17 protein-coding genes are annotated in these 21,632 nt (G+C 47.2%); 10 read left to right on the forward strand and 7 right to left on the reverse strand.

Annotated features, from left to right (window positions below; translation table 11 throughout):
• Positions 1-165: 165 nt before the first annotated feature.
• Entirely contained in the window at positions 166-1,572 is a 1,407-nt protein-coding gene (glnA, locus tag HRR27_RS03615) for a type I glutamate--ammonia ligase (RefSeq protein ID WP_173270990.1), read from the reverse strand.
• 387 nt (positions 1,573-1,959) lie between these two features.
• On the opposite strand from glnA, the gene HRR27_RS03620 reads away from it, so the two are divergent.
• From HRR27_RS03620 to phoR, 6 genes are read left to right on the forward strand one after another with little or no spacing between them, the layout of a single operon-like run.
• A complete protein-coding gene (locus HRR27_RS03620; protein WP_173270992.1) occupies positions 1,960-4,227 on the forward strand; it encodes an ABC transporter permease subunit in 2,268 nt (755 codons plus the stop codon).
• 12 nt (positions 4,228-4,239) lie between these two features.
• Positions 4,240-5,877, forward strand: a complete 1,638-nt coding sequence (pstA, locus tag HRR27_RS03625; RefSeq protein ID WP_173270994.1) for a phosphate ABC transporter permease PstA — start codon at positions 4,240-4,242, stop codon at positions 5,875-5,877.
• Positions 5,878-5,921: 44 nt separating this feature from the next.
• Positions 5,922-6,740: a phosphate ABC transporter ATP-binding protein PstB gene (gene pstB / locus HRR27_RS03630; RefSeq protein WP_173270997.1), complete on the forward strand. Its 819-nt coding sequence runs from the start codon at positions 5,922-5,924 to the stop codon at positions 6,738-6,740.
• Between the two features lie 20 nt (positions 6,741-6,760).
• Positions 6,761-7,492 carry a phosphate signaling complex protein PhoU gene (phoU, locus tag HRR27_RS03635; RefSeq protein WP_173270999.1) on the forward strand — a complete coding sequence of 244 codons (732 nt, stop codon included), beginning with the start codon at positions 6,761-6,763 and terminating at the stop codon, positions 7,490-7,492.
• Positions 7,493-7,526: 34 nt separating this feature from the next.
• Positions 7,527-8,231 carry a phosphate regulon transcriptional regulator PhoB gene (gene phoB, locus HRR27_RS03640; RefSeq protein ID WP_173271001.1) on the forward strand — a complete coding sequence of 235 codons (705 nt, stop codon included), beginning with the start codon at positions 7,527-7,529 and terminating at the stop codon, positions 8,229-8,231.
• A 5-nt stretch (positions 8,232-8,236) separates the two neighbouring features.
• Positions 8,237-9,529, forward strand: coding sequence for a phosphate regulon sensor histidine kinase PhoR (gene phoR, locus HRR27_RS03645; protein ID WP_173271003.1), 1,293 nt, complete (start codon positions 8,237-8,239; stop codon positions 9,527-9,529).
• Positions 9,530-9,561: 32 nt separating this feature from the next.
• On the opposite strand, the gene HRR27_RS03650 is transcribed toward phoR, so the two are convergent.
• Entirely contained in the window at positions 9,562-10,131 is a 570-nt protein-coding gene (locus tag HRR27_RS03650; protein ID WP_173271005.1) for a response regulator transcription factor, read from the reverse strand.
• Positions 10,132-10,133: 2 nt separating this feature from the next.
• On the reverse strand, positions 10,134-11,465 hold the full coding sequence (locus HRR27_RS03655) for a sensor histidine kinase (protein ID WP_173271007.1): 1,332 nt from the start codon (positions 11,463-11,465) through the stop codon (positions 10,134-10,136).
• A gap of 326 nt (positions 11,466-11,791) precedes the next feature.
• Between HRR27_RS03655 and HRR27_RS03660 the strand changes: the two genes are divergently transcribed.
• Entirely contained in the window at positions 11,792-12,907 is a 1,116-nt protein-coding gene (locus HRR27_RS03660; RefSeq protein WP_173271009.1) for a cytochrome-c peroxidase, read from the forward strand.
• Positions 12,908-12,933: 26 nt separating this feature from the next.
• Positions 12,934-15,138 (forward strand): TonB-dependent receptor, encoded by a 2,205-nt coding sequence (locus HRR27_RS03665; protein WP_173271011.1) that lies wholly within the window; start codon positions 12,934-12,936, stop codon positions 15,136-15,138.
• Positions 15,139-15,328: 190 nt separating this feature from the next.
• Here the strand turns inward: HRR27_RS03665 and HRR27_RS03670 are convergent, their stop codons facing one another.
• The gene (locus HRR27_RS03670; RefSeq protein ID WP_173271013.1) at positions 15,329-16,243 is read right to left on the reverse strand and encodes a copper chaperone PCu(A)C; all 915 of its coding nucleotides are present in this window, start codon (positions 16,241-16,243) and stop codon (positions 15,329-15,331) included.
• A gap of 419 nt (positions 16,244-16,662) precedes the next feature.
• Positions 16,663-18,237, reverse strand: a complete 1,575-nt coding sequence (locus HRR27_RS03675) for an inorganic phosphate transporter (protein WP_173271015.1) — start codon at positions 18,235-18,237, stop codon at positions 16,663-16,665.
• A 354-nt stretch (positions 18,238-18,591) separates the two neighbouring features.
• On the opposite strand from HRR27_RS03675, the gene HRR27_RS03680 reads away from it, so the two are divergent.
• On the forward strand, positions 18,592-19,554 hold the full coding sequence (locus HRR27_RS03680) for a PstS family phosphate ABC transporter substrate-binding protein (protein ID WP_173271017.1): 963 nt from the start codon (positions 18,592-18,594) through the stop codon (positions 19,552-19,554).
• A 96-nt stretch (positions 19,555-19,650) separates the two neighbouring features.
• Here HRR27_RS03680 and HRR27_RS03685 read toward each other — a convergent pair whose 3' ends face one another.
• Positions 19,651-19,902: a 2Fe-2S iron-sulfur cluster-binding protein gene (locus HRR27_RS03685; protein ID WP_173271019.1), complete on the reverse strand. Its 252-nt coding sequence runs from the start codon at positions 19,900-19,902 to the stop codon at positions 19,651-19,653.
• A 267-nt stretch (positions 19,903-20,169) separates the two neighbouring features.
• Between HRR27_RS03685 and HRR27_RS03690 the strand changes: the two genes are divergently transcribed.
• A complete protein-coding gene (locus HRR27_RS03690; RefSeq protein WP_173271021.1) occupies positions 20,170-20,979 on the forward strand; it encodes an ion transporter in 810 nt (269 codons plus the stop codon).
• Positions 20,980-21,058: 79 nt separating this feature from the next.
• Here HRR27_RS03690 and HRR27_RS03695 read toward each other — a convergent pair whose 3' ends face one another.
• Positions 21,059-21,580 carry a DsrE family protein gene (locus tag HRR27_RS03695; protein WP_173271023.1) on the reverse strand — a complete coding sequence of 174 codons (522 nt, stop codon included), beginning with the start codon at positions 21,578-21,580 and terminating at the stop codon, positions 21,059-21,061.
• Positions 21,581-21,632: the final 52 nt, after the last annotated feature.

Here is a 21,632-nt window from a genome sequence, read left to right on the forward strand (position 1 = left end):
TTATGGCCGCCTTCAAGTTCGCCCAGTATTTGCGTTATTGTTTCTTGTGTAAGCCAATGGAACTCTACTGTTGAGTTTCCTTGGCTTAGAATGTAAAAAAGCCTCGAATAACGAGGCTTTTTTTATGTCCGCTTGTAAATAACCAAGCGGTAACTCTGGCAAAAATTATGCAGAGTAGTACATATCGAACTCAACTGGGTGGGTAGTTGCACGGAAACGGGTCACGTCTTCCATCTTCAGCTTGATGTAAGAGTCAATAACGTCATCAGTGAATACGCCGCCTAGTTTCAAGAAATCGCGGTCCGCAGAAAGGGCTTCCAGTGCTTCATCAAGTGATGCACAAACAGTTGCGTAGGTTGCTTCTTCTTCTGGCTCTAGGTCGTACAAGTCTTTTTCAGACGGTGCGCCCGGATCAATCTTGTTAAGAATACCGTCAAGACCAGCCATCATTGATGCCGTAAACGCTAGGTATGGGTTTGCTGTTGGATCTGGGAAGCGTAGTTCTACACGGCGCGCACGCTCAGATGGCGCGTATGGAATACGGATTGACGCTGAACGGTTTTTACCAGAGTACGCCAATAGAATCGGTGCTTCAAAACCAGGAACTAGACGCTTGTAAGAGTTAGTACCAGGGTTAGTGAACGCATTCAAAGCACGAGCGTGCTTGATTAGGCCACCGATATACCAAATGGCTTCTTGAGAAAGGCCAGAGTACACGTCACCAGCAAAAATGTTTTTGCCATCTTTAGAAAGTGACATATTGATGTGCATACCAGAACCGTTGTCGCCAACAATTGGTTTTGCCATAAATGTCGCTGTTTTACCGAGTGCGTGACAGGTGTTGTGAACCGCATATTTCAGGATCTGCACTTCGTCAGCTTTTGCAGTTAGGGTGTTACCACCTACAGCAAGTTCACATTGACCGCCGTTAGCAACTTCGTGGTGGTGTGCTTCTAGTTTAAGGCCCATGGCTTCCGCCATTGCGCAGATGTCAGCACGAACTTCATGTAGCTGATCAACTGGTGGTACTGGAAAGTAACCGCCTTTAACACGAGGGCGGTGACCCATGTTACCGCCTTCGTAAGCTTTTTCTGTGTTCCATGCGGCTTCGTTAGAGTCAATTTTAACGAAAGAACCGGTCATGTCTGCACCCCAACGTACGTCGTCGAAAATGAAGAATTCAGGTTCTGGGCCGAAGAATGCAGAATCTGCAATACCGGTAGATTTTAGATAAGCTTCTGCACGCTTAGCGATGCCACGAGGGTCTTTCTCGTATGCTTCCATGGTAGAAGGTTCAAGAATCATACAACGGATAATTAGCGTTGAATCATTAGTGAAAGGGTCCATAACGTAACCGTCAGTCTGAGGCATTAACACCATGTCAGAGTTGTGGATACCTTTCCAACCGCGGATAGATGAACCGTCGAAAGACTGACCGTCGGTGAAGAAGTCTTCATCAACTCTTGATGCTGGAATGGTTACGTGTTGTTCTTTACCGATAGTATCCGTAAAGCGTAGGTCAATCCATTTTACGTCGTTTTCTTTGATTAAATCTAAAATAGCTTGTGGCATTGAGATAAATCCTTGTGAAGGGTTTGCTTAAAATTAACAGTCTGGATATTAGCTTGAATCGTGCCAGATTGCACCTTTTTTTTTAAAACGCACTAACTTGTTGAATTATATGGTAATAGGATTGCATTTATGGCCTTGGTTTTAGCGTGGGAATTGTGGCGCTTGTTTTAAATGGGTGCAAAGTTTGTTTTTGTTTGGTGCAAAAACCGGTTTTTAATAGATGACAGTGATGTTACAGAAATGTAACAAAGTGTGCTGAATTTGTTATTTGACTGTCATATAGCCTATCTATTATTCACGCTTAAATATAACTGTCAGTAAAAACGTTGAAAATTTCGTTGTTTTTTGAAGTCGCTCAACGTTTGACAAAGTGTGATAGGTAACTTTATGAGTCGTTCTGTGGAAAATGCATTGGATAAGGCGCTAACCGGCCCCGCTTTTGAAAAACGCATAAAACGCCGAAATTTGCGTGATTTAGTCGCAAAAATTGGTATCACTGTTGGTGGTTTAGGCGTGATTGGTGCCGTACTATTAATCATGTTCTTTCTGTTTTATGTGGTGTTTCCGCTGTTTATGCCGGCAAGCATCGACAAGCATCAACAATTTGCCTTACCTGGCGGCACAACCGAAAAAACGCTCTACTACGGTATTGATGAATATCAGACCTCCGGCGTGCGCTTTACTCAGTCTGGCCAGATGTACGGTTTCGATTTGGAAAAGGCGGTCGCGACTTCAAAAGCGTCCTTGCCTCTAAATGGTGCAAAGATTACCAGTTTTACTGTTGTCAACGAGCTGCAGAGTTTGTTGGCGTTTGGCCTGTCCTCCGGCGATGTTATTATCGCCAAATACGGCTATCAAGTTTCCTATCCAGATAACGTCAAAACCATCACCCCACAAATATCCTATCCGTTTGGTGAAGAGCCGATGACTTTAGCCGACGGGGCGATTGAGTATTTGGGCGCGCGCGTGTCCGATTCGGAAATCCGTTTTGTGTTTAAGCAGCAAGGTTCGGCGCAAATCGAAGCGAGGTTGTTTACCAAAGTCGAGTCGATGCTGTCAGACACGATCACTTTGGAAGAAGACGGTAGCGGTCAATATCTCTCACCTCTAAAAACCCGTTGGTTAATGCTTGATTCGATGGGGCGCAATCTCTACAACATTAACGCCGACGGTATGGTTGAGTATATTGACTTGAGTGATGTCAGTGAACCGAAGCTGATTGAAACCGTTGCGTTGGTGAATAACGACAAGCCATCGACCATTCACTTTTTGCTCGGTGATTACTCCTTAATGGTCGGCACTGAAAAAGGGCAGGTGTTGCAGTGGTTTCCGGTCCGTCAAGCGGACAATAATTTTAAACTGCAGTTTATCCGCAGCTTTGACATAGGCGGCGGTGCGATTAACCACATCGCGATTGAGAAGACCCGCAAAGGGTTTGCTGTGACCAACCAAGCCGGTGAGTTTCATCTACTCCATTCGACTGCGAACCGCGATGTCGGCGATTTGCTGATTGACGTCCAAGGGGTCGGAGCGGTGGTCTTGTCGCCGCGTGCGAACGGCGCTTTGATCGAGACCGATAACGGGAATTTGGTGCAGTTGCTAATCGAAAACGAGCATCCCGATGTTTCCTTGTCGAGCTTGTGGGGCAAAGTCTGGTATGAGGGCTATGAAGAGCCGACCTACACTTGGCAATCTTCTTCGGCCAGCTCCGATTTTGAACCGAAATTCTCCTTGATGCCGCTCACCTGGGGCACCATCAAAGCCGCGTTATATTCAATGTTGTTTGCCGTGCCGATTGCTATTTTGGCGGCAATCTACACCGCTTTCTTTATGGATAAGCAAACCCGTCAATGGGTGAAACCGTCGATTGAAATGATTGAAGCTTTGCCGACGGTCATTCTCGGCTTCTTGGCCGGCTTATGGTTAGCCCCTTATATGGAATCCCATCTTCCCGGCTTTTTCGCCATCTTCATTGTTGTGCCGATCGGGATTATCTTGTTCGGTTATGGCTGGACCAAAATGCCGAAAGCGATTCGTCAAAAAGTCTCCGTGGGGCGTCGCGCCGTGCTGATGATTCCGGTGGTGATTTTCTTAGGTTGGTTTGCGCTGCAATTAAGCGCACCTTTGGAAAATGCCTTTTTCAGCGGCGATATGCGCACTTGGTTGACCAACGAAGCCGGTATCGACTTTGACCAGCGTAATGCTATGGTCATCGGTTTTGCGATGGGCTTTGCCTTGATTCCAACGATATTCTCAGTAGCGGAAGACGCGATTTATAACGTACCGGCTTATTTGGTCAACGGCTCTTTGGCGTTGGGCGCGTCCGGTTGGCAGACGCTGGTTGGCGTGGTGTTGCCGACCGCTTCACCGGGGATTTTCTCGGCAATCATGCTTGGCTTCGGTCGCGGTGTCGGCGAGACAATGATTGTTTTGATGGCGTCGGGTAACACACCTTTGATGAACGCCAATCTGTTTGAAGGGATGCGGACGCTATCGGCCAACTTGGCGGTGGAAATGCCGGAAGCGGAGGTGGCCAGTTCGCACTATCGCGTGCTGTTCCTTTCAGGTCTGGTGCTGTTTATCTTCACCTTCTTCTTTAACACGATTGCCGAAGTGGTGCGCCAGCGCATGCGCCGCAAGTACGGTTCACTTTAAGGAGTGCTGACAATGAAACAATGGTTCCAAAAAGGCGAACACTGGATTTGGATGAGCTCCGCGATGGTGGCCTTAAGCGTTGTCCTGGTGCTGGGTCTGTTTGCCATGATTACCTACAAAGGGATGGTGCATTTCTGGCCGCATACGGTCTACGAATACCAGCTTAATAACGGTTCGGTGGTCGAAAGCGTGGTCGGCGAACATCGAGAAACCAAGGTAAAAGAGGTCTACGAGGTAGCCGGACAAGCGCCGCGTCTGGTCGATCAGCTCTTAATTAAAGTCGGTAACCGCGACATCTACGGCATTGACTTTCGTTGGCTCAACGCGGACGACTTGGTCGAAGCCGAGCCGAAAATCGCCAGCGATGCGGTGGTTATTGAGCGTTTCGAGTACGGTAATGTCTATGGTTGGTACCACACCTTAAAGGTCGGCACTCAAACCTTTAGCGGTTCGGTACTGGTGGCGGAGCTGGCAAAACAAGTAGCCGAAGGAAAGCGTCTACACGATGCGATCAAGGCCATCGAAAAAAGCGATATCGGTTACGTCAACTATCAGCTTGAGCAGTTACGTTTGGATGAAAAGCGTCTTAAATCGCAAGACCAATGGAACAGTGAGCAAGAACAGCGTCACGCCGACGAGCGTGTCGTCTTGGAGCAGCAGTTCCGTGATTTCCAGGCGCAGACTCAACTGTTGTACCAAGAGCAGTCGACGCTGGGCGAGTTGACCATGCGCGTCAGCGGCGGGCAATTGCTGAATGTACCGATTAAAAATATCGTGCATTACTGGCAGCCGAACGAAATGTCGCTGGGCGAAAAGATGGGCTTTTTCTTTAACGGCATCGGTCGTTTCTTGAGCGAAGACCCGCGTGAAGCGAATACCGAAGGCGGTATTTTTCCGGCGATGATCGGTACCATTACCATGGTGCTGATCATGACGATTCTGGTCACGCCAATGGGGGTTATTGCCGCGGTCTATATGCGTGAATACGCTAAAGACGGTCCGGTATTGCGTGCGGTTCGCATCTCGATTAACAACTTGGCGGGGGTGCCCTCGATTGTGTTCGGTATCTTCGGTCTGGGCTTCTTTGTCTATATTCTGGGCGGGTCGATTGATGAATTGTTCTACGGTTATGCTCTGCCGAGTCCGACTTTCGGAACCCCGGGACTTTTATGGGCATCCTTGACCATGGCGCTGTTGACCTTGCCGGTGGTTATCGTATCGACCGAAGAGGGGTTGTCACGTATTCCGCGTTCATTACGCGAGGGCGGCTTGGCGCTGGGGGCGACTAAAATCGAAGTGATTCAGAAAATCGTTATCCCTATGGCGTTGCCGGCGATTATGACCGGGTTGATTTTGGCTGTCGCGCGCGCGGCCGGTGAAGTCGCGCCCTTGATGTTGGTCGGTGTGGTGAAGTTGGCACCGGAATTGCCGGTGGATGCTATTGCGCCGTTTGTGCATTTGGATCGTAAATTTATGCACTTGGGTTTCCATATCTACGATGTCGGCTTCCAAAGCCCGAACGTCGAAGCGTCGCAACCGTTGGTCTATGCCACCTCACTGTTGCTGGTACTGATTATCGTGGGATTAAACCTAGGGGCGATTTCGATTCGTAACCGTTTACGTGAAAAGTATAAAGCGCTAGAGCATTAAGACGGCAAGCTCGCGCCGACAAGAATTTACAAAGGTAACTACAAATGAGTGAACAAAATTTAACCATTTCGATGGATCGCGATAATCGTCAACTGCAGTTGGCAGACGAAAAAGTCGCGATTCGCGTCAAAGACTGGAACCTGTTTTATGGTTCAAAACAAGCGTTGCAAAATGTGACCATGGATTTGCCGGAAAACCGCGTTACTGCGTTTATCGGCCCATCCGGTTGCGGTAAATCGACCCTGTTACGCTGTTTTAATCGCATGAATGATTTGATAGATATTGTGCGCACCGAAGGTGAAATGACGCTGCATGGTGATGATATGTATGCCAAAGATATGGATGTTGCCGCTTTGCGCCGTCGCGTCGGCATGGTGTTCCAAAAGCCAAATCCTTTCCCCAAATCCATCTACGAAAACGTCTGTTACGGTCTGCGTTTGCAAGGCGTTAAGGACAAGCAAACCCTTGATGAGTCGGTTGAGTGGGCGTTGAAGGGCGCCGGCTTGTGGGAAGAAGTGAAAGATCGTCTGCACGATAACGCTTTGGGTATGTCCGGCGGTCAGCAACAGCGTTTATGCATTGCGCGCGCCATTGCCATTAAGCCGGAAGTTTTGCTGTTGGATGAGCCGACGTCGGCACTTGACCCGATTTCCACCTTGGCCATCGAAGAGTTGATTTTTGAACTTAAGAAAGAGTTCACCATTTTGATTGTGACCCACAACATGCAACAGGCTGCGCGGGTTTCTGATTACACCGCGTTTATGTATATGGGCGAACTGATTGAATATACCGATACCGACTCGCTGTTCACCAACCCCCAAGTAAAACGCACCGAAGATTACATTACTGGCCGTTATGGTTAACCGGTTAGAGGAGAGTAAACATGAACCGAGATGAGTTTAATAGTCATATATCTGAGCAACTTAACCGTAACTTGGAGGCGCTGTTTAATCAGGTCTTAGAGATGGGTGGGGTAGTTGAACAGCAGTTGCAAGACGTCAGCCAAGCCTTGGAAAACAGTGACGAAGCCAAAGCGATTAATGCGCTGAATTTGGATAAAATCATTAATCGCGAAGAAATTGAAATAGACCGTCTTTGTGCCGCCGTTTTAGCGCGCCAACAACCGACCGCTTCCGATTTGCGTTTGATTGTGATGTCGATTCGCATCGCTGTCGATTTAGAGCGTATGGGCGATGAAGCGGTGAAGATTGCGAAATTAGCAATTACGCAGTGTAAATTGGGGGGAGACTGCACGCAAATGCCGGCTTACGCTTACTTAAAACAATTAATGGTTGCCAGTAGCAGTATGCTTAAAAGTGCTTTAAACGCCTTTACTCGTTTAGAGTTATCCGACATTCTTGGATTGTATAAAGAAGAAACGCGGATGGATGAAGTGCTAAAATTGGCGACAGCAGAAATTCAAGCCAAGTTGGTCGAGGCAAGCACTTCCGAGCAAGTTGCGCTGTATATACAGATGTTATTAGCGGTGCGTGCGGCCGAGCGCATTACCGATCACGCACTCAATATTGCCGAAAGCGTGGTCTATTTAGTACGCGGTAAAGATGTTCGTCAAATGGATGAAGCGGCCTTGGCAGACTTTTTGCATACAAAGTGACCTTTTTTAGGTAAGGTTTGTCAGGAGAGTTCATTTGAGCCAAAAAACCATCTTAGTTGTTGAAGACGAAGCGGCCATCCGCGATATGTTGAAATTCACTCTTGTCTCCTCGGGATTCAGGGTGGAAGAGGCGGGTAACGCCGAATTGGGTATGCGGCTGGCGCTGGAGAAAAAACCGGATTTGATTCTTCTGGATTGGATGTTACCTGGTATTTCTGGTATTACAATGGCGCAAAAGCTGCGCCAACATGAGGCAACCATTCATTTGCCGATTATCATGTTGACCGCGCGCGGCGAAGAAGAGGCGCAGGTGCAGGGCTTTGATGCCGGTGTGGATGACTATGTCGTTAAACCGTTTTCACCGCGTGCATTAGTGGCGCGAGTGAATGCGTTATTGCGGCGTCAAAAAGGTTCGTCTGGACAAAACGACGATAAACATCGTATTGCAGGGCGGATGTGTCTGGATATCGAAAGTCACCGTTTTTATGTAGACGGTAACGAGGTCAAATTGGGACCGACCGAATTTAAATTGGTCAATTTCTTTATATCGCATTCGGATCGAGTTTTCTCGCGCGCGCAGTTATTGGACCAGGTTTGGGGGCTGAATGTGGTGGTTGAAGAACGCACGGTGGATGTGCATATTCGCCGTTTACGAAAATTACTGGAACCAATCGGCGTCGCGGATTACATTCAAACCATTCGCGGGTCAGGGTATCGGTTCTCGGCTGTGGAGGCGTAAGCGATTTGCTTAGCAGTGGGATAAAGCACGAACTCACTTGGATTATTGGTGTGCTCTCGGTTTTTTTAGCGTTTGTTTGGCTTACCGGATGGTGGTATTTTACGCTTGCCAGTTTTGTGGTTTTCTATGTTGGGCGTCATCTGTGGAGTATGGCTAAATTTGAATCTTGGATTCAAGGAGGCAGTATCGAAGCGCACCCGCCGTCCAGTGGGCTTTGGTCGGAACTCTCTTATCAAGTCTCGAAAAAACAGCGTGCTTTAGAAAAACACGCCGACCTCAACTTTTATAAATCCGAACAGTTCAAGGCTGCATCAATGTTACTGCCTTCGGCGGTGGTATCAATTGATCAGCGCAATTACATTGAATGGTTAAACGAACCGGCGATGAATATGCTCGGCATCTTGCGCCAAGATGTTGGCCGTCGTATCGAAGCGGTCATTCGGCATCCGGATTTTTTAGACTATTTAAAGTCGCACGATTATGAAAGTTCACAAACGATATCGCTTGATCAATCCCGAGTGTTTGAGATCAAAATCATTGAATATTTTGAAAACCACAAACTCTTAATCGCCACCGATATTACGGAGTTGTATCAATTAGCGCAGATTCGTCGTGATTTTGTCGCCAACGCTTCGCACGAACTGCGCACGCCCTTGACGGTCTTGCATGGCTATTTGGAGCTGATGCGTGATATGCCGCACGAGGGGCATTGGGATACGCCGCTGGAGCATATGCACAATCAAACCTTACGGATGCGCGCGATTATTGATGATTTGCTGACGCTATCATCAATTGAAGCGGATTCGATTACCGCTGAATTAGAGGAGGTGGATGTTCCGAGTATGATGCAACATCTGCATATCGAAGCAGCGCAACTGGCGAAGCCGGAGCACCATTTAGTGTTTGAGGTAGATGCTTGCTTAGCGTTAAAAGGGTTTACCGAGCCGTTGAAAAGCGTGTTTATGAACTTGATTTCAAATGCGATTCGGTATTCTCCAGATGGTGGCGAGATTAAAGTGCGCTGGTATCAGGATGAGCAGGGGGCGCATTTTTCGGTGTCCGACCAAGGCTTGGGCGTGGCTCCGGAGCATATTCCGCGTTTAACCGAACGTTTTTATCGGGTAAATAAAGACCGTTCACGCACCACTGGCGGCACCGGCTTGGGCTTGGCGATTGTTAAGCACGTGCTGGAAAAACACGATTCGCATTTGCAAGTTTCCAGTGTGCTTGGCAAGGGGAGTACTTTCTATTGTCGTTTTGCGCCTGCGCGAGTGATTCTTCTTAACGATTTTGAATAGACCCCATTGCGGCCGGTTTTTGTGCCATCAAACTATTGTTGCACCGGCCGCTTTTGTAATTTGCGCTGTAGGGTTCGGCGGTGCATATTCAATGCTTTTGCGGTAGCAGAAATATTCCCATCGTTTTCCGCCAGCACTTTCTGAATGTGTTCCCACTCCATACGCCGAACCGACATCGCTTGGAAATCGTCTTCGCTTGGATTTACGGGACGATTCTCCGTCTCTTTTTCCTGTTTAGTTGCCGGTTCTAAGGTTTGCAGTTTTTTGAGAATATCTTGCACCGAAGCGGGTTTACATAAGTAGTCAATCGCGCCGAGACGCATCGCTTCCACGGCAGTGGTGATGCTGGCGTAGCCGGTTAAAATTAAGGCGCGGCACTGCGCTTGGTGAAGCAGCAAATCTTGCAACACTTGTAAACCACTTTGGCCGTCAATATTTAAATCCAGAATCGCGTATTCAATTGGCTGACTAAGGTACAGTTCTCTCGCGGCCTCGGGTGACTCTGCTAGCAAGGTATCAATATTTTGTTGTTTGAGCGCATTGCCTATAATACGCAAGAAAGTCGGGTCGTCATCAACCACCAATATCGGGGTGTTTATCATGTTTATTCGCTCGTTGTGGGAACTTTTTGCAGAATGTCGCTAAGCCAAATTGTGACCTTTAAGCCACGTATTTTTTGGGCGCTGTCAGTGTCATTGGCAAATTGAATGTCGCCATGAAAACGGTTTAAAATCATTCGACTTAAAAATACCCCCATGCCTAAGCCGTGGGGCGATTCAGCTGGCGCCTTGCCTAAGTTATCTAATAAATCTGCATTCAAGCCACCGCCTTGATCACGAATTTGCAAATGCAATTCGCATGGCTTCGCGGTTTCGTTCAATTGCCATTGCAGCTCAATCCACTCTGGGCTATAGCGCGCGCCATTATCGAGCAAGTTCATTAACGCCAGTTTTAAACTGGGATCGGCGCTGATGGTGTAACTTTCCAGTGCATTGCTTGCTCCCTGAATTTGCAAACTACTGCGCGGATGCAAGAGCGCAAACTCCTGTTTTAAGGTTTTAAAAAACTGGCTCAATGGGATGTTGGGTGGCTGATTTTTATTGGCGTAATCGGCGCGTAAACGTAAATTTTGTAACGCTTGGGTACAGACAATCAGCTGTTCTTGCATGGTTTTTAGGTAATCCTTGCCCGTGTCGCTGTGCACCTCACTTTGCAGCAAGTCGTGCAAAAAAGTTAAGGTATTGAGCGGCGTGCTCAGTTGATGTGCAGAGGCTGAAGCGATACTCGCTACCGATAACACATATTCGGTTTCTAATGCGCTGCGTTGCTGGGTTTCAAGTAAGCGTTGCTGTTGGTCCAGTCGGGATTTCATCGGCAGGATAAACAGCGCGAGGAACAGCACCAACAACATAAACACCAACATCGAACCGTGCAAATGCCAAGCGAAAAAAGCCTGCAAACTCTGCACCTTGAGCGACATGATCGGTACATAGTAATAATTTAACAGCAGATAAAGCAGCGCTGAAAATACCGCCAAACTCATAAAAAAAGGCGGTGACAGTAAGAGCATTCCGAGTGCCAGCGGCAGTAATAAAAGATGGGTTAATGGATTAATGGTGCCGCCGGTTGCATACAACAAGGCACTGTTAATTAGCATCGCCCACATTAACAGCGACATCCATAACCAATTGTCTTTGCGACAGTTTTGGTTGGTACTACGGCCTTTACTCAGCCTTTTATTACGGCTAAGCAAAAAACTGCTGCTAAGGGTGAGCAATAGCAACAGCAACCAAACGCTTGACCAAGCAAGCGAAAACTGCATTTTTAAATGACCGATAAACCAGCCAAGCGTCACCAGCCAGATGATGCTTAAAAACAATAGCATGCTGGTGTAATAACGAATTTGGGCGGGTTGTGGAATCTGAATACGCAGCATTGGTCGTGTTTATCGTCAAGTAAAGTGGGTGCTAATCTTACTCAAAGTTCAGCGCACTTGCGCGCTTAGAGATGACCAAATTCATACTACCTTAATAAGTCTGTCCACTGGAACCATCCTTGCGGTTACATATTATGCTGCACTCGCATCGCTTCAGAACTGACAAACTGTGCGCTCTTAGCGTTGACGCTTATTCACTCGGTCGTGTTATAAATTAAATTTATTGTTTGTTATAAGTTTTATGAGTGCGACAATTTGTCGCAGTTATCTCAGAAAATTAGGCGTTAAAATTCCCGCACTTAATTTATTACTGAATAACGAGAACAATGAACTTTGCTAATCTGACTCAAAAAACGTTACTAACTTGTCTTTTTCCGCTTTTCCTTACAGGCTGTGGTGGCGCTGGCGATGTGGATATTATTGAACTGCAAGAGCCGATTGCCTTCGCATCGACCGCTGACTTAGGTGGTGCCCTGTTTAATGACGTTAATTTATCTAATACGCGCACGCAATCTTGTGCCACCTGTCACGCCAGTGTTAGAGCGTTCACTGATCCTCGGCATAACAGCCAATCTACTAACCCAAACTCAGTCGGCTATATTGCTCGGACCACTGGGGTTTCTGTTGGCGATGATGGTTTTTCAGTCGGTGTGCGGAATGCTCCGACGGCGATGTATGCTGCCTTAACGCCTAAGTTTTCAAAGGATGCGAATGGGTATTTTGGCGGCCAGTTTTGGGATGGACGAGCCAGCACTTTAGAAGACCAAGCAGGTGGGCCGCCGCTGAATCCGGTGGAAATGCAGATGCCCGATAAAGCCGCGGTAGTTGAACGTCTGTTAGAAAATGACAACTATGTGAACGCCTTTAAAGGTTTTTATGGTCAGGGTATTTTTGATGATATCGACCAAGCTTACGCTGCAATGACTCAAGCGATTGCCGCTTTTGAACGAACCGATACCTTTGCGCCTTTTAACGCTAAATGGGATGCGGTGCAAGCCAATACCAGCACTTTCTCAAATACCGAAGCACTTGGCGCGACCCTTTTTGCAGACCATTGCATGAGTTGCCACAGCAGCGCGGCTTTCAATCCGAATAAGCAGACGTTCAGCGATTACCGCTACTACAATTTAGCGGTGCCAGATAATCAGGCGTTGACTGGAGATGAGGATGATCAGGGGTTGTTTGAAAATCCTGAGGTAGTTGAAACGAGCGAAATCGGTAAATTTAAAACGCCGACTTTGCGTAATGTTGCGGTGACGGCGCCTTATCTGCATAACGGTGTTTATAAAGACCTAAAAATTACGATTGCGTTTTTTAACAACGCTTTGAATTTGCAGTTGTCTGACGGTGATGTCGATGCGCTTGAGTGTTTTATGCGTACCTTGACCGATGATAATTTCGTTGCAGCCATGCCGGCAACAACGCAAAACTGCAGTGAATAACTGCAAAAAGTTTGGAGCACCAAAATATGAAAAAGAAAATATTAGCCTCAATTATCCCTGCGTTGATGGCGGCACAAGCGGCAAATGCGACTGAGTTGGCTCCGGTTGTGGTGAGCGATTCCGCCGTGCAAGTCGAACCTAACCTAATGGTTAAATCAGAAATCGAACAAGCGGCGGCCGGTACGAGTGATTTGGTTGAGGTGCTGGCGGATTCGCCGAAAATTTCGGTGAATCAAGCCGGCGGTATTTCCGGTTTTCCGGTGATGAACGGTTTTGCCGATAATCGCTTGAATGTGCAAGTCGACGGGATGCAGTTGGTGGCATCTTGCCCAAACCATATGAATACGCCGCTTTCCTACGTTGCACCGAGTCAAGCGGAATCCATCGAGATTTATCCGGGTATTACGCCTGCCAGTCAAGGCGGTGATAGCATTGGCGGCAGCATTTTGGTAAAAACCGCTGAGCCATTTTTTGCGCCAAATGGTGAGCAGCTTACCCAAGGTGAGGTGGGCACTTATTACCGCTCCAACGGTAATGCAAAGGGGGCGAATCTTGAGGTTACCACCGCGACCGATAAAGTGAATATCACCTATAAAGGCAATTATGCCGAAGCGGATAACTATTCTGCGGCCAGTGATTTCAAGACCTTCAGTACCACCACCAGCGCAACCGCTGGTACCGAGTTTACCGATGGCACGCAAGGCACGAGCACGGCGGCTGATGAAGTTGCTGCAACTGCCTATAAAAGCATTAATCATCAGCTAAGCTTGGCGTTAAAGGGGGATGATTCGTTGTTCAAAGTGAGTATCACCAAACAGAGTGTGCCTTATGAGCAGTATCCCAATCAGCGGATGGATATGACCGCCAACGAGAGCACGAAACTCAATCTTGAATATGAGCAAGACACCGTTTGGGGCGCGGTGCGCTTGCAGGCTTACAGTGAAGATGTTAATCATGAAATGGCATTTATGGATTATAAAATTCAGATGCAAATGCCGATGGCGACCGAAAGCAACACGAATGGTTTTAAAGCGGCGACCGACATCACCTTAAGTGATAACAGTTTACTGACCATCGGAACTGAGGTGCAAAAGTTCACTTTAAATGATTATTGGGTGGCCAATCCGGCCTCGGCTGGGATGAGCCCGAATACCTTTTGGAACATCAATAATGGTACCCGAGACCGTTATGCCGCTTTTGCAGAATGGCAAGCACAAGTCAACGAAGCTTGGAAAACCCGTTTGGGGGCTCGTTTTGAAAGGGTTCAATCGGATGCCGACGAAGTTCAAGGTTATCACGATGCGGATACCTTTACTAAGCCGAATGGGCAAACCGAGGTAACCAACGAGCAATCCGAAGCGACGGCATTCAATACTGTCGAGAGAGCGCGCACGGATCATAATTTAAGCTTGACCGCTTTGGCTAGCTATCAACACAGCGACAACTTAGCGATGGATTTCGGTCTGGCACGGCAAGTTCGTTCGCCAAATTTGTATGAACGCTACACTTGGTCATCATGGACGATGCCAGCGGTGATGAATAATTTTGTTGGCGATGGCAACGGCTATGTTGGTGACATCAATTTGCAGCCTGAAGTGGCTTATACGCTGAGTGCCAATTTCGACTGGCATGCCGCTGATAAAAAGCAGTGGGGCATTCAAGTCATGCCGTACTTCTCGTATGTCCAAGATTATATTGATGGGGTGGCATTAAGTTACACACCCGACCAGTTCAATGTGTTGCAGTACCGTAACCAAGATGCGCGTATTTACGGAGTTGATGTCGCTGCGAACCGTCAACTTGGCGAAAACACTCTAGGGGCGTGGACCGCAAAAGCGAAGCTAAATTATGCACAGGGTTACAATCTTGAAACCAATGATCGCTTGTATAACATCATGCCGTTAAATGCGACTTTGAGCTTGATGCAGCAGATGAATCGTTGGCGCAATATGTTGGAAATCGTGATGGTTAGTGCCAAAGAGGATGTGTCGCTGTTGCGTAACGAGTTAGCAACTCCGGGTTATACCTTAGTGAATTTGAAGTTCAGCTACGCGCTTAAAGACCTGCGTATCGACTTTGGTGTGGATAACATTTTCAATCGAGATTACGTCTTGCCGACCGGCGGTGTTTACACTGGAGAAGGGCGTACCATGGCAATCAACGGCATTCCAATGCTGGCGGTTCCGGGGATGGGGCGTAATCTTTATTTGGGGTTGAATCTCAAGTTCTAAGTCGCCTGTTACCGAGTCTCGATCGGACGGCAAACAAGCGTCTTGTTTGGCTAAATTGTGTGGTGCTGGAAGCTGATGCCATTCGGTCTGATGCGGTGTTCGCCTAAGTGTTTAACGGTAGAATCGGCAGCAAAAAAACGCCGTAGGAAAAAGTTTCCTACGGCGTTTTTATTTGGGTAAAGCCACCTAATCACATCATCGGGTAGATGGAGGCGAGTTTTTCAAACTGTTCTTTTGTCAGAATTTTTTGCATATTGTCGCGACAGTCGATTTTTTTCGCGGCGATTTCACTGCGCAGATCCAACGTTTGTTGGAATTTTGCCATCAGATCCGCTTTAGACTGTCCGGCAAGAGCGTCTTGAATTAAATCTTTTTCCATCATGCTAACTTGCTTGAACATTTGTTGCATGGCATCGCCATTGGATGCAGCCCACGCTTTTAGGCTTTTAACTTGCTCGGCGTTAAGCCCCAGTTCTGCGGCGTTTTTAACGGCGATGCCTGTTAGGTTTGGAAATGCTGGGTTCGCGTGCATCACCAGTTGCATCGGGTTGACATTGCGGCCGTTCGTTAGCTGCCCTTGCATGGCGGTTGTCTCGCCAGACATCATGGCGCCGCCGCATTTCATGCCGTTGCCCATGCCATTTGTCATCCCCATTCCCATCGGCACAATCGGTTTGCCGACCGCTTCAATGGTTTTGGTTGAACCGTCATCAAAGGTGAGGTCAACACGGTATTTTTGTCCTTCTTTTATCGGCTCGTTGAGGTTGATGAGCATCACATGCAAACCGCCCGGTTGTAGATCGGTGTCTTGACCTGCCGGTAGCTCGATTTGCTTAACCTGACGCATGCGCATCACACCGTTGTCGTGAATATGCGTGTGCAGTTCGGTAATTTGGTTGACATAACCTTTTGCCGAAACCACCGCATGGTCTTTAGCGTCGGTGTTTTTAATGGTCATAAATGCCGCCGTGGCCGGTGCTCCGGGCGGCACCATGCGCACATACGGATTTTCGATTTCAATGGATTCGGCCACGGTCGCGGCAAAAGCCGTTTGCCAGCTGATCAAACAACCAAGCGTGAGAGTGCTGAGTGCGGATACTTTCATAGGAGGCTCCCATAGGATGAAAAGTGAGTGTGAAAACGCTCTAAATCATACCTTATTTAGCAATGAATTTCTTGATAAATAAAATTTTTGCATTCATAAGATTTGTTAGCGAGGCTATTTGTCGTATTTTCAACGCCTAAGTCGCTGGCATAAAATTCGCAGAACAAAATCAGAGGAGAAAAATGAAAACAGGCCGTTAAATTTGCGTTAAGTGCTTTAAGCATCGGTTCACTTTCTGCGCGCGGAGGCGAGAGTTTGGAAGCAACGAATGCGGCCGAGATGGTCCGTTTGGATTTGAACCCATTTTAAGCAGACTCGTTCTGTGCGTTCCCTAAGCGCCAAGTTGACCATAGCCATAAAAAAACCGCCAAAGAACAAATCTTAACGGCGGTTTTTTAATGGTTTGCGGTTTGTGCGCTTTATCCTTGAACCATCATCCCACGAATGGTGAAGAACAAAATCGCGGCTAAGGTCGCAGAAGCCGGTACGGTAATGATCCAAGCGGCCACAATTTTTAGGAATGCGGAGCGTTTGACCAACTCTTTTTGGTAAACCTTGTTGAGCGATTTGCGCTCTTTCTTGGTGAGGTCAATTCCGGCTTTGTGCTCTTTTAACTGCGCTAACATAATCTTCTTTTGCGGCACATTCGCCTTAGAGAAGTTGTTAATAAAGGCATTTACTTGTTTTTCGTCACTGCCTTGGTGGTGGTCTTTGATTTCTTGAATCGCTTTAGCATAGCTGCGTTTCAAGTATTCGCGTAAGAAACCGACCCCGAAAATCGCACCGACAGCAATGTGCGTTGAGCTGACTGGTAGACCAAGTTGCGAGGCAACGATAACGGTAATGGCCGCTGCCATGGCGATGGTAAAAGCGCGCATTTGATCCAGTTCAGTGATTTCCGAGCCGACTGTGCGAATCAATTTCGGGCCAAACAGCATCAGACCAAGGGAAATCCCCACCGCACCAATGACCATAATCCATAACGGAATTTCCGCTTTGAGAGAGACTTCATGGCTTTGTAGCGCATCGTTAATCGCCGCCAAAGGGCCGACCGCATTGGCGACATCATTCGCGCCATGCGCAAAACTGAGCAGCGCAGCGGCAAATATCAGTGGCATGGTAAATAGGGTATTGATGCTGGCTTTACTGTTTTCTAAACGTGCTGCTTGACGGGCAATCATCGGTTTGATCAACAGGTAAAGAGCACTGGCAATCGCCAACCCGATCAGCATGGCGTAGATAAAATCCACTTTCCATACTTTTTTGAGTCCTTTCATAATCAGGTAGGTTGAGAAAGCCCATGCCATAATTGCAATCATTAAAGGCACTACTTTGATTGCTGCGCTGAGCATATCATCCTGATAGGTGATGGCTTTCTTTATCCACATTAAGAAAGCCGCCGCAATCACGCCGCCGATAACCGGAGAGATAACCCAACTGGCCGCAATTGCTCCCATGGTATTCCAATTGGCAACACCCCAGCCGGCCGCAGCAATCCCTGCGCCCAAGACTCCGCCAACAATTGAGTGCGTGGTCGAGACCGGAGCGCCCATTGCTGTTGCGATGTTTAACCAAATGGCGCCAGCCAAAAGCGCGGCCATCATCAACCAAATAAAGGTATCGGCATCGCCAATCAGGTCTGGCGAGATAATGCCTTTACTGATGGTATTGACCACATCGCCACCGGCAATGAGCGCCCCAGCGGTTTCAAAAATGGCGGCAATGATAATCGCGCCAGTGAGGGTCAATGCCGTCGAGCCAACCGCTGGGCCAACATTGTTGGCAACATCATTGGCACCGATATTCAACGCCATATAGCCACCAATCATCGCAGCGATGACCAGTTCGACACTGATAACCCCTGTGCCAGTTTGCATATTGGCGGTAAAGAGAATAATTAGAACAATGAAAAGTAAAGCCGTTCCAAAACGGAACATCTCTTTACGGCCTCGACTGGTGGCGTTTTCCAGTTCGTTAATGTCACGAAATTCCATAGCCGTTCCCAATTAGTAATCAATAAAAAAGTTGTTGCCAATTTTATAGAATTTTCCTCGTCTTGAGTGCGGAATATTACAACTTTCTGACAAATATCAGCTTGTGTTTCTCTGAGAGGGCATGCCTGATGGGCGTGATTTATGCCAAAACTTGACCGCTTCTTTGTCGGTTTTGCCCAGCTAAGTGGTGATTGTGGCAATCAGGTCATTGTTTGATGGCATTTTTTGCTCGGTTTGTGTTGTCACAAGAATGTCATTTTTCTGTCAACAGGGTTTTACAGAGGGTTTTTATAATTTGCCGCAGATAACAGAACATCCTCTAATTTAATTGATTTTCAACTTGGAGTTTTCCCAATGAAAAAAACTGGTCTTATTTTAGCCATGGGCATCGCTGCAGCGGCATTTGCTCCGGTCAACGCTTATGCAACGAGCGAACTTCCCGTTTACGAAAAAGTTTCCGGTGTTTCGGGTAATTTGTCGTCCGTTGGTTCAGACACCTTAGCCAACTTAATGACGCTATGGGCTGAGGAGTTTAAACGCACCTATCCAAACGTGAACATTCAAATTCAAGCGGCCGGTTCTTCAACGGCTCCTCCGGCGTTGACTGAGTCAACCTCCAATATCGGCCCGATGAGTCGAATGATGAAAGACAAAGAAATCGCGATGTTTGAAAAGAAGCACGGTTATAAGCCAACCCCAGTTGCGGTTGCAATCGATGCGCTTGCGGTTTATGTCCACAAAGATAATCCAATTGAAGGCTTGAGCATTCCACAAGTCGATGCGATTTTTTCGTCAACCCGTAAATGCGGTGCTAAAGATGATATTGCTAATTGGGGCCAAGCCGGTGTGAGTGGTGATTTAGCGGATAAATCGATTCAAATTTACGGGCGTAATTCGGTTTCCGGAACTTATGGTTATTACAAGAAAAAAGCACTTTGTAAAGGCGATTTTAAGTCATCGGTAAATGAGCAACCGGGTTCAGCTTCAGTGGTTCAATCGGTTTCAGCATCGTTAAATGGTATCGGTTATTCGGGCATTGGTTACAAAACCGCCGGTGTTAAAGCGCTTCCGTTAGCGAAGAAAGAAGGTGGCGAGTTTGTTGCGGCGACGCCAGAAAATGCGGTGAAAGGTACTTACCCATTGTCACGTCTGTTGTATGTTTACGTCAACAAAGCACCGAATAAGCCGATTGAGCCGGTGGTGGGCGAGTTTTTAAAATTGGTTTTGTCTAAGAAAGGCCAAGAAGATGTGGTTAAAGATGGCTACATTGCGTTACCAAAAGCGGTGGTAGAAAAAGAGTTAGCGAAACTAAAATAACGCCAAGTCTTCTTAAAGCGTTTTACAACAAAAACCCCACCGTTGAGTGATTCAATGGTGGGGTTTTTGCATTTCTGAGCTAGCCATTTTGATGATTTAAGGAATTTCTAGCACCACATCGCCCATTGGGATACAGCTGCAGGTAAGAATTTCATCGTCGTTGGGTTCATAGATGGGTGATTGGATTTCTTCGACTTTACCCGAAATCAGCTTTACTGCACAGGCACCGCAGTTGCCACCACGACAGCTGTATGGCATATCGAAACCGCTTTCATCCAGTGCTTCCAGCATCGAAAATTGACCGTCGAATTCGCATTCCCCTTGGCCGATAACGGTGATTTTTGACATTTGATTTACCCCGAACTGGTTATTTTATAAAAGCCCCATTTTAGCAATTTAAAAACTAAAAAATTTAAGTAAAATAGCCAAAAATTGGCGTATAAAAATTCTTTATTACCACAGAGGCGTGAGCGATTGGCTTCTGTTTTATGGGTTGTGAAAATCCTTGTGCTAGAGAGAGACAGAATAATTCCCCATTTGGAGTTGTTCTGTCTCTCTCTAGGTGTTTTTAGTCGCCTAGATAAGGTGTTGGTAAACAATTTATTGGAAAAGAGTATGCAGTCATTACAAATGAAGGCCGAACAGCTCGTCGAGGCGAGTTGGTTTGGTAAGTTTATTATCTATGTCATTTTATTTAACGCGCTGATTTTGGGGTTACAAACGTCTAAAAGCATCGACAGTGAAACCATCGCGTTATTGGATTGGTTTGATCGAATTTGTTTAAGTATTTTCGTGATTGAAATCGGTCTGAAATTGGTCGCTTATCGCGGCCAGTTCTTCAAAAACGGTTGGAATAACTTCGATTTTCTAATTGTTGCCGTTTCGCTGATTCCTGCCAGTGGTGATTTGGCGGTTCTGCGTGCGTTACGTATTTTGCGACTGCTGCGTTTGGTCAATGCGGTACCGAGCATGCGCCGTGTGGTCAGTGGGATGTTGCACTCGATTCCGGGAGTGTTCTCGGTCGGTGGCTTATTGGCGATTTTGTTCTATATTGGCGCGGTAATGAGTACTTCGCTGTTTGGCGATAAATTCCCCGAATGGTTTGGCGACATTGCGAAGAGTATGTACACCTTGTTCCAGATTATGACCTTTGAGTCTTGGTCGATGGGCATTGTTCGTCCGGTGATGGAGGTTTATCCGTATTCTTGGCTGTTCTTTATTCCGTTTATTGTGCTGACCTCTTTTACGGTATTGAACTTATTTATCGGGATTATTATTGATGCGATGAACGAAGCCAAAGAAGAAGAGACGCACGCGCAAGCGCATGAGCAGAGCAATTACGAAAACATAAATCAAATGCGTACACAGATGGAACAGTTGCAAGCCAAATTGGATAAGATTTTGGAAAATCAAAACCGCTCTTAACGCGATTGATCTTGCGCGCTTAAGTCACATAAAAAAGCCGAGAATTTTCTCGGCTTTTGACGTTTTGGGCGGCAATTTACTACCACACCAATAGTTTGTAGCCTTCTTCTTGCAGTTCCATCAAAGCGGCCGCGCCAACTTCGGAGTATTCGGCAAATTCGCGCATATCGGAATGCTCCCAGTGAATGGTGTTCATGGTGTTGCCGCAGGCAATCCAGCGCACCTTGTAATCTTTAGCAAAACCTTTCACTCGGTCGTAAATCAGTTGATCGACCTCGCGTTTGGGTTCTTTTGCCAGCACATGCAGCCCCGGACCTATAGCAACCACGGCGATTTCGACATTGTCGCCGTACTTTTTAATCATCGCCTGAATCGAGTTTAAGATGCCGGTTTGATATTCCGCATCGTGTTTGTTCCACATATACACCGCTTTATGCTCGGCCGGATCGCCCGGAAAACGTTCGCTGACCGGGTCTTGCAGTTCTGGAACAGGTTTAAGTTTGAATGCCCCAGAGGCAGTTTCCGCCGCGAAGATTTGACCGCTTTGTAAAGTGAAACTTGCGGCAAGCAGCGTAGCGAGTAATGGGGTGAGTAAGCGCATAGTTGACTCCGATAGGTTAGTTTTGTCTCCATTATACTGAGGTGAACTATGA

The organism is Thiosulfatimonas sediminis (genome assembly GCF_011398355.1).
Classification (GTDB): domain Bacteria; phylum Pseudomonadota; class Gammaproteobacteria; order Thiomicrospirales; family Thiomicrospiraceae; genus Thiomicrorhabdus; species Thiomicrorhabdus sediminis_A.

Coding starts and splice junctions, on each gene's coding strand:
- glnA (WP_173270990.1), bottom strand. CDS start 1,572: ATGCCACAAGCTATTTTAGATTTAATCAAAGAAAACGACGTAAAATGG.
- HRR27_RS03620 (WP_173270992.1), top strand. CDS start 1,960: ATGAGTCGTTCTGTGGAAAATGCATTGGATAAGGCGCTAACCGGCCCC.
- pstA (WP_173270994.1), top strand. CDS start 4,240: ATGAAACAATGGTTCCAAAAAGGCGAACACTGGATTTGGATGAGCTCC.
- pstB (WP_173270997.1), top strand. CDS start 5,922: ATGAGTGAACAAAATTTAACCATTTCGATGGATCGCGATAATCGTCAA.
- phoU (WP_173270999.1), top strand. CDS start 6,761: ATGAACCGAGATGAGTTTAATAGTCATATATCTGAGCAACTTAACCGT.
- HRR27_RS03650 (WP_173271005.1), bottom strand. CDS start 10,131: ATGATAAACACCCCGATATTGGTGGTTGATGACGACCCGACTTTCTTG.
- HRR27_RS03655 (WP_173271007.1), bottom strand. CDS start 11,465: ATGCTGCGTATTCAGATTCCACAACCCGCCCAAATTCGTTATTACACC.
- HRR27_RS03660 (WP_173271009.1), top strand. CDS start 11,792: ATGAACTTTGCTAATCTGACTCAAAAAACGTTACTAACTTGTCTTTTT.
- HRR27_RS03665 (WP_173271011.1), top strand. CDS start 12,934: ATGAAAAAGAAAATATTAGCCTCAATTATCCCTGCGTTGATGGCGGCA.
- HRR27_RS03670 (WP_173271013.1), bottom strand. CDS start 16,243: ATGAAAGTATCCGCACTCAGCACTCTCACGCTTGGTTGTTTGATCAGC.
- HRR27_RS03675 (WP_173271015.1), bottom strand. CDS start 18,237: ATGGAATTTCGTGACATTAACGAACTGGAAAACGCCACCAGTCGAGGC.
- HRR27_RS03680 (WP_173271017.1), top strand. CDS start 18,592: ATGAAAAAAACTGGTCTTATTTTAGCCATGGGCATCGCTGCAGCGGCA.
- HRR27_RS03685 (WP_173271019.1), bottom strand. CDS start 19,902: ATGTCAAAAATCACCGTTATCGGCCAAGGGGAATGCGAATTCGACGGT.
- HRR27_RS03690 (WP_173271021.1), top strand. CDS start 20,170: ATGCAGTCATTACAAATGAAGGCCGAACAGCTCGTCGAGGCGAGTTGG.
- HRR27_RS03695 (WP_173271023.1), bottom strand. CDS start 21,580: ATGCGCTTACTCACCCCATTACTCGCTACGCTGCTTGCCGCAAGTTTC.